This is a genomic window from Lysinibacillus sp. RC79, from assembly GCF_041262405.1.
In the GTDB taxonomy this organism is placed as follows: domain Bacteria; phylum Bacillota; class Bacilli; order Bacillales_A; family Planococcaceae; genus Lysinibacillus.
In genome coordinates this window covers 1-12,215 of record NZ_JBGCCD010000056.1, presented here as the reverse complement: position 1 = coordinate 12,215, position 12,215 = coordinate 1, and the positions used below count along the sequence as shown (strand labels likewise).

Here is a 12,215-nt window from a genome sequence, read left to right as displayed (position 1 = left end):
TTAGTTGGAACGCCGTATGCGGTGAAAGTCGCACGTACGGTGTGGACAGGGGGAAAAGCTGGCGATAATTTCAAAGGCTTACCTATCTGTATGAATAAGGATGATGTTATAATTAAGGGGAAGTTTACTTTATATACACTCAAATATAGGAAAGATCAAGATAGAGGGTTAATTAGATGAATTATTATATTGTAATGCAAGGGCATACCTATTTAGAAGAAAAAGAAGCGGGTATTATTTGGTCACCGCAAAAGGATAAATCAGGTAAAGTACCGCACTCATGGAATCGAATGAAAGAAGTATTAAAAGGGGATTGTGTATTTCATTATGTACGTGGAGAGTTAGTTGCTGTTAGTATCGCACAGTCTAATTATTATGAAGCTTCAAAACCTGGTGAGATGCAAAGTTATTTACAATGGGAAAATGCAGGTTATTTAGTAGATTTAGAATATCATGAGTTAGACATACCGCTAAATATAAAAGCAAATTTTGATGCGATTTTACTGCTTCTACCCTTAAAGTATTCTCCTTTCCAGCAAGATGGAAATGGCAATCAAGGTTATTTATACCCATGTAATGAAACGCTCGCAATTAAGTTATTAGAATTGATTAGTGATTTGAATATCTATGAAGAAAATCAGGAGCAATTAGAGTTTGCAATTGGCTCTGTTGTAAGTAGAGAAAGCAATAAACTTGTACCAATATTAGTTGAGACAGACGCGGAAGCAAAAGTGAAAATTCGTAAAGGTCAGCAGAAATATAAAGAGGCGTTAGCTCCATTATGGAATCATCAATGTGCATTATGTGGTATTGATTTACCTGCAATGCTTAGAGCAAGTCATTCAAAGCCGTGGAAGGATAGCACAAATGAAGAAAGATTAGATGCTTTTAATGGTTTGTTGCTATGCTGTAATCACGATGCATTATATGACAAAGGCTATATTGCATTTGATGGTACAGGCAAGATACATATCTCTGAACGAATTGATGAATTGGATTATGTAAAGTATGGTATTCATCCTAAAATGCGGGTGAATCGTTACGAAGAAAATAAGAAGTATTTTAAGTGGCATAAGAAGAACGTGTTTATATAGAGAAATTGACAAAGAGAAGCAAGATTTATATGCTTCTCTCTCCGTATGTTATTAGACTGGTTGGTGAGCGTACTGTACGATATTACATCTAAGCCAACAGCAACAATTGAGAGGGAATAGTAAAAAGAGCTTAGAATCCTTTACTTAAAAGGATTCTAAGCTCTTTTTTCTTTTAAAGCAAACAACTTGCAAACAATCCCGTTACCTAGTAATAACATGGAGGAAAATGAGGAATGACGCCTACACAATACAGACATCATCATCTTCAAGTTGCATAGAGCTTTTTTAAAATGTCCTTTACAAAGGGTACACTTTACTTTTGTACATCACTTCCAAAGTTTCTTTATATAGGCTCTTCATTGCTCGAGAAGAAGGGGGGAAGGAAACAGAATTAAGAACTTGGATCAGCATGGTATTTTTACTGTTAATAACAAAGACTTTTATATACTTGCACCTAAAGAAAAAAACTTAAATATCTGCTCAAACTGATTAGTGATTGTAGAGAGAACAGTCGCATCATAAAACAGTAGTACCTAATGCACTCCGTAATAACGTGATGTGCATTTTGTTAGAATAATATTTTTTATCGAAAATGTATAGATAATAATCTATAATTAATTAGGGATAAATAGTACAAAAGGAGAAATAAGTAAATGAAGAAAATGGGGATGTACATTGGTATAACGGTATTAGGTATAATAGCCGTTTTCGTAGGTAATTTACTTTTTACTGAATACCAATCGTACAAGTATGAAAAGAAAATAGAGAAATTAGAAATGGAAGAAGCAAAGGAACTTGCATTGGAGAATATTAAGTTTGATAAACCTATTATTATGGAAAATGAAGATAAATGGGAACTTGTAGTTACGAATAAGGGAAATCGAAATATTTTTGGTTCCTTCTATGTTGAGATGTATGATGAAAATGGTAAAAAGATTTTGAGAGAATTTGTACCGATTATTTCAGGATAACTAAGCCCTTATGGAGAATTTATTTATAAGGGTGATATTGATAAAGAATATAAAAACAAGGTTCATAATTATAAAATTTTAGATGCCCAATTAAATTCTGGTAAAGAATATACATCTTATTAAATAAATCTCTTAATTAATATAGATCCATATATGGTTATTCTTAGGGATTATTTTTTGTAGCACATTACAATTGAGTGGTAAGTGGAAACTGTTTATCTTAGTTAAAAGTGTAGGAGGAATTAGATGATAGGTTTAACAGTAGTGACAGGAATGGTAGAAGCAGCAATTGGTTCTTTCATTGAAAGAAAGGTTATAGAGGAACCACTTGGGAAAGTTTGTGATAATGCATTAAATAAATTTCTAAATAAAAATGAAGAAGAAAAAAGGTATTTAAATAATGATTTAGAAAAAGGAATCAATAGGGCTTTTTTTAAGGCTTTAAAGAGAGTAAACATAGAAGTTATTACAATAACTGAAATAGAAGCAACACAAGAAGTGTGGCTTATAAATCGTTTGAAAGAATTTAATAATGAGATTGATAAAAAATTAGATAGTATCGAAAAATCACTAGATTCGACTTTAGATTTAGAAATAGTATTTCATGACTTATCTAGAATGATTAACCCTAACGGAACTATTTCTAATAAAGAAGATGTTGAAAAGGAGTTAATAGAAATAGCCTTATCTTATGATATTCCTTCAGAAATATACATAAATAAAATTAAAAGTAACATATATACATATACAAAAAGTGAATTTATTCTTGAAATCAAACTTACGGATGAGATTTATAAAATGTTTACAGCTCAATTATTAAGTGATACTAATGAAAAAGTAAACCAATTAGTTAAAAATAGTGTAAATCAAAACGGAATTTTAAATGAAATAAAGAATCGGATATTTGAAGAAGTTGAAATTCGGTCTGATAATAATGGATTAATGTCAGTTCAAAATACTGAAGAGAAAGCGGAAGAGTTAATTATCAGAATTAAAAACGAAAATGAATTAGTAACAAGTGATACAGAGCTTTTCTTATTGGTAGATAAAGCGAATGATATTTTAAGAGAAGGCAAATTGCCTTTATATTTAATAGAATTTGAAATGATACCGTTTTTAAGTGAAAAGGTAGGAGAACTAAAGGATAAGTTAACTAATACAGTGAATGAAGATGAATTACTAAGTATTAAAAGGGATTTTAGAGATTATAAGTCAATTTTAGAAAGAAAAGAGCGTCAAGCTAGGAATATTTCAAATATGCTAAAAGTTTTATATGATAAAGATTCTCTTTATTCGTATGTTAATTATATGAGAGGGGATTTCTTGATAAACTGTATAAAGAAAATTATTGAAATAGGGTTAGACATTGACGGTAATACAGATAATTATAATGGTATTAAAATTGAAGCTTATGCATCTCAAGATTTACCTTCATTTAAATTTAGATTATCAGAAGAGGAAGGAGAGAAGTTGTTTAAAAATGAGAATGACTATATGCTATTAAGAGTGCAAGGTTATTATTTTTTAACTGATTTACCAATAAATGTAATAATAGAGAAAGCTATTCCTTCCTACTTACAAACTTATACCATTTTAATAGATAGGTTTCCAGAATTAGAGAGTGATTCAAAATTTAACAATTTATTTAATTGGTATATAGGATTGGCTTAACATAATAGAAGAAGCGGTTTAGATCAAAAAATAATCTTGCCGCTTCTTTTTATATGACTGAAGTTTATTCCTTAAAAAATGTACAAAGTTACACTTAAATGTTAAGAGTGGTGCTGTCTCCCTTTATGAGATTATACACGGAATTGAGCTGCCAATTCCCTTAACTCTTCTGCCAAGTTTGCAAGTGCATAAGCAGATGATGAAATTTCCTCCATTGATGCCGTTTGTTCTTCAGTCGTAGCAGAAATACTCTCTGTGCCTGCTGCGTTAGATTTAGTTATGGAGTGGATCGTATTCACACTACCAACAATTTCTTCGGTGCCTGCTGCCATTTGTTCGACTGCTGCAGATACTTCTTCTACTTGCATCGTAACACTTTGAATGGCACCTTGAATTGAAGCGAAAGTAGTACGTGTATTTTCTGTTGTTTTAATTCCTTCATTAACTCCCGCTGTTACTAACTTCATTGATTCAACAGCCGTTTGAGTATCTTTCTGTGTCTCTGAAATCAACACTTCAATTTGGTTTGAAGAAACAGCAGACTGTTCTGCTAATTTTCTAACCTCATCTGCAACGACGGCAAAGCCCTTCCCATGCTCGCCAGCACGTGCGGCTTCAATTGCGGCGTTCAGGGCAAGCAGATTAGTTTGTTCAGCAATTGCTGTAATCGAATCAATAATTTGACCGATTTCATTAGAACGTTTTCCTAACAAGTCGACAACATCGGATAAGCCTTTTACTTGTTCTGTGATGTCTATCATTTGTTGATTCATTTGATTCGCGGCATTCATACCATTTATCACTAAGGATAAAGAATCCCCTGAAAGTTCGCTTACAGCTTGAGCATTTCCAGCCACTTGTTGAATACCTGTCGAAAGCTCATTAACGGTATTGACTGTGTTGGAAACACTATTTAGTTGCTCTACTGATCCATGAGCGATAGTTTCCATCGTATTTGCAACCATCTCTGTTGCTTTTGTAGTTTCTGCAGCATTAACATTTAACTCTTCAGATGCTGAGGCTACATGATTAGCAGTTTCAGTCACTTTCGTTATTGTATTACGAATATTATTAATCATCGTGTTAAATGATTGTGTTAATTGACCGATTTCATCTTTGGATGAATATGTACCTTGGGCAGTCAAATCACCGTTGCCTGCCTTTAACATATTTGCCTGTAACTCTTTAACTGGATTCACAATTAAACGTGCAATCCATGTTGCCAATGTAATAAAGAAAATAATGGCCACAACAGAGAGAATGGAAGAAATAAGCATAGTAGTGAATAGACTTTGTTTATTTTCTTCATTCAGTTTATTGGCATCTTCAGAACTTTGAGTCATAAGATTGCGTGCATCACTTGCCATATTCTCAGCAAAATCATCTAAAATTGTGGTGTAAATAGAATAGGCTTCTGCGTTTCGGTTCTGACTAGCCAAATCAATAACATCTTCCATAGTGCTAAAATAACCATCAACATTGGATTTAAGAGATTTTAACAGTTTTTGTTCATCTTCATTTCCATTGTAAATAGCTTCAAATTTCTCGATTGAGTCTTTAACACTTTCAGCTCTCTCTGAGATCATTGTCTTTAGTTCAGCATTATCATTTGCATCCGTAGTAATCATGAGTTCTAAAACGAAAGAATCCATCGCACGAATATCAGTTCGAGCTTGACCGATATGTTGAATTGGCAAAAGTGATTCGTCGTACATTTCACTAGATTTTTTTGCCATATCGTTAATGTAATAAAAACCACCACCAGAAATAATCAGCAAAAATATAACAGCGGACGTAATAAGTGTTAGAAGTTTCTTTTTAATCGATAAGTTTTTCAAAATATTTCCTCCATCATCTCAATTATCTTCAAAAAAAGTGGGATATAGTAATAACATTGGATATAATGAGTAATTTAGATCTTGTAATAATATAGCACATCAAAGATTTAAAAAAGAGAAGAGAGAATTATGGGATATTTATGAAAGATGAAGTGTTACAGCTTATTGCAATCGAGTTCACTCGGAAAAAATCCAAAATAAGGGGAACGAAATTTACCGTATTTGTAGGGCGCATAGTAAGGCTGTTTGAATAGGAAAGTGATTAAATCATCATCTGTAGAGGCCAAATCGCACATAAAGTGTGTTGTACTGATCTATAAGGAAATAAGAAAGGGGTTAATCCCTAAATCATTGTTTAATGACTTTTAGGATAACCCCGAATTTATACTGGTTAATGTTGTGGAAGATGGTCTTGGCTGTTTATCGTTACTTTAGAAGCTGAAATAAGAATTTCTTTATTTGCTTCAAAATATGGTTCTAAAATATTGTAAAAAGCTTCCCATGTTTCTTCGCTTTTTTCTTGTTCTCCTTTTTTATCAAGTGCTTGGTATTCTTCATAAAGTTGTTTTAATTTCTTGCTATCTGCTTCACTAACTTTGAATTCAAAGTCAGCCATGTATTCTTCGAATGTTTGAGGCTTTTCGAACTGATTAAGGAGTCCATAGAATTCTTCGTGTAACTTATCATATAACTCATCATTTTCAGCTTTTAATGCTTTTTGTAAATCCCCATGAAGAGTTTTTAGTTTGGCTAAAGTTTCAGCTGGGATATCTAAAAATTCCGTGACTTTCTTATAGCTATCCATAAATTCTTCAAATGTTTCTGGTGCATTTAGCGCATCTAAATATGGTTCAAGGATTTTATCAAACTCTTCATATTTTTTGTTAGCTTTTTCCTCATCACCACTTTTTTTAAGCTTTATCCATTCTTCATAAATAGCTTTAAGTTGTGCGTTATCGTTTTCTTTAATAATAATATTTTTCCCATTAAATCCGTAATCTTTCATATATTCTTCAAATGATTGAGGTTGCCAATTAGCTAATGTATACGGCTTTGTGATTTTATGTATTTCTTCGTAAATTTTTTCTAGTTCCTCATGTTTCTTTTCTATTTCTTCATCTGTTAATTTTATCTCTTTTGAAAATCCTTTTTGCAGCTGCTTCATTTCATTGAACAATTTTTCTAATCTTGTTAAATCTTGTTTTGTCATCTCCTTAGGGAAGTATTTTTTAAATACTTCAAATGTGAAGAAGTCTGAATAACTCTCTACAGTGTTACCTTCTACAGAGATTTCCTGTCCTTCTACTAATTTCATTTTTTCAATTTGCTCATCAGAAAATTTGTGGAAACTGATAAAGTAATTTTTACCATCTTTTCCTTTGAGATTCATTCCATCATCATAAATGTCTTTAATAGTTCCTGTAATTTTTTGTTCAAGTTGAACAGTAATGCTACTATTATCTTTTGTTTCTACTGATGCAGCCCCTGCTTGAAGTGGTGTCAGAACAGCCATTCCTATTGTAAGTGCTGAAGCAATCATCCAAGTTTTTTTGATCGGTTTTTTCATATGTATTTCTCCTTTTATTTAAAAAATCAGGTATTACCAATAATTAGACGATTTACCATCTAAAAAAGTTCGTTGTTTTAAAAAAAAGTTAGTTTTTTAATTAAAAAAGAGAACTAAAAGACCACTCCGTGATGAACTGCTCCGTAAAAGTTAGACATAAAATCTAACTTTTACGGGGTGTTTTTTGAGCGAATTTACATCAGATGAAAAAATAAGAATCGTATTACGTTATATAAATGGACAAGAAAGTATCCATCACATTGCTTTTGAAGAAGGGGGTAAGGAAACAGAATTAAGGACTTGGATCAGCATGGTATTTTTACTGTTAATAACAAAGACTTTATATACTTGCACCTAAAGAAAAAAACTTAAATATCTGCTCAAACTTATGTTCATTACATGAACTTATCCACGCCGTTTGTGACCGAGTGGGACCTTGATGTAACTCCTTATATGAGTAAGGGATACCTTATAGATAAAGCTCAAATAATTAGTGATACCCAATTAAGCAGTTATACCGTTTTCCCTGGTTTAACGTTCCAAGATGTTTCTGAATGAATAGTATATTATGATATGTAGAGAACCCTGTAGCTCATCGGAGAATTTGCGATAAGCTACAGGGTTCCTTTATTTAACGAGAAATTCTTTAATATATTTAATTACTCTGTAATCAGTATCGCCGCTGGGGTGTTAAGCGAGCCAGCTGTAGAAGTATAGACTGAATGTGTAACACTAGTTCCTTTAGGTACAGTAAATGTAGCAATCCGAACACCTTGGGTATTGGAAGACAGTGTAGGAACACCGTGAGTTGTACCGTTGTTCCAACGTACAGCACCGCCGTATGGACCTCCACGACCTGTCAAATATACCTTTAATGTCTTATCGGCTTGAGTTGGATTATTGAAAGTGATATTCGCCTTGTAAATAACACCATAATGCCCCTTATTAGTTGCTACAGCATCGCCAGGCGTATAGCTAGTGTCTTTAGTCATTAAGTTGTCATTACTTCCATTACTTATGGAGAAACTTTTATTGCCGTCTCCGACAGTATATAGAGCAGCAGAGCCACCTGAAGTACCAAAGCCGTCGATATTGGAAAAGTTCCAAGAACCACGCGGATGAGTCCCAACTGGTGACACAACTGCATTTTGATTACTACGAAGATCGGCAGTAGTACTTTTAGCAGCTACTGTTCTGACTTTATAAGACATTGCAGAACTAGACGATAAAGTAAACTCAATAATTCCACCCACCAAATAACCATTTGGTACTTTCCATTCTTTAACTAATCCAACTTTCCCCGCTGCAATGGAACTTTCAACCGGAGAACTAGGAGTTAATGTATTTCCGAGTAAAGCTTTTGCGGCACATTTCCCATGAGCTACAAAGCCGGTAATAGTATCGATACAGTCTTTAACACCAGAGACTTTATAAGTACTGCCACTTGAACCATTACCAATGGTAACACCGAACTTGATAGTCGCACCTGTGTTATTTAGATGCCAAACAAACATCCGATAAGTTACACTCAATAATCCAGGTGCAGTATCTGCCCAAAGCGTTGCATAACCATTAGTAAATGGAACAGAGCTATTAATAGTTTCTGGATTATCAGACAAGAAAAAACGTTGATTATTACTTGCTTTACCGTATAAGTTTAAAGATGGTAAAACATTTGGGATTGTCACAGCAGTTAAATCAGATTGAGAACATGAAGCCATTATTATTTCCTCCTAAAAGTTATTTGAGATGTGAGACTAGTGGATGTCGTTGATTAAGGTTATCCACGAACCTTGTTATCAACGATTTCTCGCTCTCATATAAGTAAAGGGTTTAAGAGGGGGAATAAAACAACCTTCATTTTATTTTTTTATGCAATCGATTAGGCTACTCTTAGAAGTGACGCTGGTGACGTTACACCTTCAATCACATAAATCACCATATCCGTAAACTACAATTAAAATAACAAAAACAATGACACCGATTGTAGTAAAAATCATCCATGCTTTCATTAGGGTAACTAAACAGCCTTTGCTATTTCTATAAATATAGAATCAGATAGTTGCAAAAATCATGAAGGATGAAGGTATCTCAATAAGCAACGTTGTTCAACCTAATCACTTTAGTGGAAAAAACTGTCCTCGAAAAATGCGCTCTGGAAAGGTGAGTTGGTCGCAATTCATCGCAATGGTTAAAGTAGCAAGTGGTACTGTGCAACAACCTAATCCTATTGTAGACAACAATAAATATCGCGTTTTAACAGGCATATATAGCACAATTCAAGCCGCAGAAAATGTTCTTGATGTTTTAAAGCATCGTTTCGGTTGGGTGGTTTACATTGAACAAGATGGAAGGTTATGGCGGGTTAAAACTGGTACATTTACTGGTGCTGAAGCTGCAAAAATAGGAGCAAATAAAATAAAGAGAGCTAAACTAGCACAAATAGCAAATATTGAGGCTGCGTAATAACAAAAGAGGTTGGGATATAAGTATATTTTCAAAGCAAGATTTAAAAATTTACATCAGAAAAGCGCAAGAAATCAATTTTAAAACATTGATTACTTGCGCTTTTTAAGGTTTCGACTAGTTTTGTCCCAGGCTCTTTTTTGTTTTATTTATTAACGATACTTAAGGATGGAAACAATTCCTTGATGAACGAACAAAATCTTTACTTATTAGTAAGTGATAGTTACAATGTAAGTAAATATTACCATTTTTTAAATCGATATAAAATGTTTGGAAATCTATAAAAAAGGGTAAATTCATCTAACTTTGGAGGAACCAATTAATGTTTTGGGAAAAAGTTTGATGTTTGTTACCCCCAATTTATTTAGGGGTGAAACAATTGAATACTTGGATTTCCAAAGGAAACCCAAAAAGATTTAATGTAGATGATTATTTATTGGAAAATGAATCTATTTGGTGGTCTATCCGTCAATTTAATTTTGCAAACCAAATACAATAGGAGATGAAGTATATATTTGGCGTTCAGACGGTTCGAATAAAGGAAGTGGAGGTATCGTGGCGAGAACAGTAACAGACACATTACCTCAATATACAAATGATGATGAAACCGCTGAATATTGGTATGAAAATGTAAAGGGTAATACATATTTAGCAGTTCAGTTAAAGGTATTAGAAGTGGATGTGGAAGAAGGGATAAACAGACTGGAACTTGCTGAACATTCAATATTAAAGGATTTAAGGATAATTAAATTCAAGCAAAATACCAATTACAAAGTTGATGAAAACATAAAAGTTATTGATATAGGGAAAAAGTCTTTCCTTAATCCTTAATTTCAATGAAAAAATGAAAATTAAAATGAGCGAGAATCAGAAGCGATATATAAAGTGGCATAGAGAAAATAAATTTGCTAGATCATAAAATACTTGGAATTACAGAAATACGATAAAACACTAATATTTATTTCAAAAAGAGATTAACTGTAATGATGATGGAGGTAATAAAAAGATGATTTCTTCAGGGGTAGATTCGGGTCCAATTGTAATTAATACACTTAATGAATACATATCGATTATTAAAGAAAAAAAACTTAGTGATTATTATTTTAGAGGGGAGAATGAAAAATACCAAACAATTTCTTCTTCACTGTTAAGGAAAGACAAATCATTCCTTTTAAAAAATAATAATAGTTCATTTTATGAAGACGTGGTTAACTATTATTATTCTGAGATTGCCTCCAATATTGGAGAACTAGAACGTAAAAACTTTCTGGCATTTAGTCAGCATCATGGACTAACAACAAATTTATTAGATTTTACAACCTCCCCCCTTGTAGCTTTATATTTTGCTTGTTCAACAACAAATAGTAAATTATCAAATCAAAAAGGATATGTATATTTAATTGATAAAAAGAATACAATTGATATTTCTAAATTAATTAATGATTTAATTGAGCCACCAGCCCAAAGTTATAATATTTTAAAAATGTTTAATAAAAAGCAATTCTTTGAAACTATAGGAATGTATTTAGACGATTTTTTCTGGAGAAATGATAATAATATTGAATTTAATAATATTCTTACTGAACAATTACTACATCTTTCAAAAATTACAAATGGATTCTCAACCTTTATTGAGGAGTTTAATGAATGTAAAAAAGGCTCAGATATAGATAAAATAGGGGAATTTTTATCAAATTATTTATCTAGGTATGGCATAAACATAGAGGGAGTACCTTTCCTTACGTGTTATTATTTAATTCTATTGATGGAATACTTTGACTCTCTATCATTTATGTCATTTGTTAAACCAAAAAATATAGAATCGCTAGAAATTGCCTTTCCTAAAATGCCATATTTCATATATAAAACCCCATACAAGTTTGATAGAATACGTAATCAGGAAGGGATTTTCATATACCAACAGTATTATACCTACGCAACAAAAAATGAAGATAAACCCAATTCCATATTAAAACAAAAAATTACTCCTGATGGAACTATTGTAATTAATAATCAGGATGAAATTTTAGAAGAATTAGATTTCATTGGGATTAATACAAAAAGTATTTATGGTGATTTTGACAATATAGCAAATTACATTAATAATAAGTTTTTCTAATAACTATTAAAAATTATGGTTACTAATTATAATAAAGAAGCTGATAAACGCAATTACTTATTCTTTTACTACAAGCTTAACTTAGAGTATTAGCGGAATTGAGCCTATAAGCTCATCGGCTAAGAGTTTGTTTATGTTAAAAATTAGATAATTTTATTTGGTGCTTGGAGAATCAATATTAGAAGAACTACAAACAAAGAAACATTGAAATTATTATTATTTCTGAAGAAAATAAAAGCTAAATTTGACTATTATTATGATATGAGAAATAGCTCAAAGTATAGATGTATAAAGGCTTTTGAAAATTGAAGTAACAATTTCACTTTTTTTTAGCTTTAAATTCAATAATTTGAGCAGGTTTGAAGTCGTTTTCCATGGAGAGCGACTTCTTTTTGTGTGCCGGGCATGTCCGTCAACTAGGTGATGAAAGTTCACTGTGGGCGTTGGGATATGCGAACCACTAGCCAAGTGCAAGGGTGTCCGTGGCGA

General features: G+C 32.3%; 9 protein-coding genes and 1 pseudogene. 7 read left to right on the top strand and 3 right to left on the bottom strand.

Going from position 1 to position 12,215, the window contains the following annotated elements; genetic code table 11:
- From ABH968_RS27315 to ABH968_RS27300, 4 genes and pseudogenes are all read left to right on the top strand, one after another.
- Positions 1-180: pseudogene (locus ABH968_RS27315) on the top strand (hypothetical protein); the annotation flags it as partial.
- A complete protein-coding gene (locus ABH968_RS27310; protein ID WP_370049107.1) occupies positions 177-1,094 on the top strand; it encodes an HNH endonuclease in 918 nt (305 codons plus the stop codon). The pseudogene ABH968_RS27315 and the gene ABH968_RS27310, both read left to right, overlap by 4 nt.
- A 653-nt stretch (positions 1,095-1,747) precedes the next feature.
- Positions 1,748-2,065 carry a hypothetical protein gene (locus ABH968_RS27305; RefSeq protein WP_370049106.1) on the top strand — a complete coding sequence of 106 codons (318 nt, stop codon included), beginning with the start codon at positions 1,748-1,750 and terminating at the stop codon, positions 2,063-2,065.
- A gap of 246 nt (positions 2,066-2,311) precedes the next feature.
- Positions 2,312-3,736 carry a hypothetical protein gene (locus ABH968_RS27300; protein WP_370049104.1) on the top strand — a complete coding sequence of 475 codons (1,425 nt, stop codon included), beginning with the start codon at positions 2,312-2,314 and terminating at the stop codon, positions 3,734-3,736.
- 131 nt (positions 3,737-3,867) lie between these two features.
- Here the strand turns inward: ABH968_RS27300 and ABH968_RS27295 are convergent, their stop codons facing one another.
- The 3 genes from ABH968_RS27295 to ABH968_RS27285 all read right to left on the bottom strand — a co-directional run bounded on the left by ABH968_RS27295 (position 3,868) and on the right by ABH968_RS27285 (position 8,862).
- The gene (locus tag ABH968_RS27295) at positions 3,868-5,574 is read right to left on the bottom strand and encodes a methyl-accepting chemotaxis protein (RefSeq protein WP_370049102.1); all 1,707 of its coding nucleotides are present in this window, start codon (positions 5,572-5,574) and stop codon (positions 3,868-3,870) included.
- 391 nt (positions 5,575-5,965) lie between these two features.
- Positions 5,966-7,141, bottom strand: coding sequence for a hypothetical protein (locus ABH968_RS27290; protein WP_370049100.1), 1,176 nt, complete (start codon positions 7,139-7,141; stop codon positions 5,966-5,968).
- A gap of 659 nt (positions 7,142-7,800) precedes the next feature.
- Positions 7,801-8,862 carry a hypothetical protein gene (locus ABH968_RS27285; protein WP_370049098.1) on the bottom strand — a complete coding sequence of 354 codons (1,062 nt, stop codon included), beginning with the start codon at positions 8,860-8,862 and terminating at the stop codon, positions 7,801-7,803.
- Positions 8,863-9,214: 352 nt separating this feature from the next.
- Between ABH968_RS27285 and ABH968_RS27280 the strand changes: the two genes are divergently transcribed.
- The 3 genes from ABH968_RS27280 to ABH968_RS27270 all read left to right on the top strand — a co-directional run bounded on the left by ABH968_RS27280 (position 9,215) and on the right by ABH968_RS27270 (position 11,726).
- Positions 9,215-9,607 carry an N-acetylmuramoyl-L-alanine amidase gene (locus ABH968_RS27280; protein ID WP_370049096.1) on the top strand — a complete coding sequence of 131 codons (393 nt, stop codon included), beginning with the start codon at positions 9,215-9,217 and terminating at the stop codon, positions 9,605-9,607.
- 555 nt (positions 9,608-10,162) lie between these two features.
- Positions 10,163-10,438, top strand: a complete 276-nt coding sequence (locus tag ABH968_RS27275; protein ID WP_370049094.1) for a hypothetical protein — start codon at positions 10,163-10,165, stop codon at positions 10,436-10,438.
- Between the two features lie 175 nt (positions 10,439-10,613).
- Positions 10,614-11,726, top strand: coding sequence for an FRG domain-containing protein (locus ABH968_RS27270; RefSeq protein ID WP_370049092.1), 1,113 nt, complete (start codon positions 10,614-10,616; stop codon positions 11,724-11,726).
- The last annotated feature ends 489 nt before the right edge of the window (positions 11,727-12,215 follow it).

What these genes read in the sequence shown, in the direction of transcription:
- ABH968_RS27300 (WP_370049104.1), top strand. Translation starts at nt 2,312, where the DNA reads ATGATAGGTTTAACAGTAGTGACAGGAATGGTAGAAGCAGCAATTGGT.
- ABH968_RS27290 (WP_370049100.1), bottom strand. Translation starts at nt 7,141, where the DNA reads ATGAAAAAACCGATCAAAAAAACTTGGATGATTGCTTCAGCACTTACA.
- ABH968_RS27270 (WP_370049092.1), top strand. Translation starts at nt 10,614, where the DNA reads ATGATTTCTTCAGGGGTAGATTCGGGTCCAATTGTAATTAATACACTT.
- ABH968_RS27305 (WP_370049106.1), top strand. Translation starts at nt 1,748, where the DNA reads ATGAAGAAAATGGGGATGTACATTGGTATAACGGTATTAGGTATAATA.
- ABH968_RS27310 (WP_370049107.1), top strand. Translation starts at nt 177, where the DNA reads ATGAATTATTATATTGTAATGCAAGGGCATACCTATTTAGAAGAAAAA.
- ABH968_RS27280 (WP_370049096.1), top strand. Translation starts at nt 9,215, where the DNA reads ATGAAGGATGAAGGTATCTCAATAAGCAACGTTGTTCAACCTAATCAC.
- ABH968_RS27285 (WP_370049098.1), bottom strand. Translation starts at nt 8,862, where the DNA reads ATGGCTTCATGTTCTCAATCTGATTTAACTGCTGTGACAATCCCAAAT.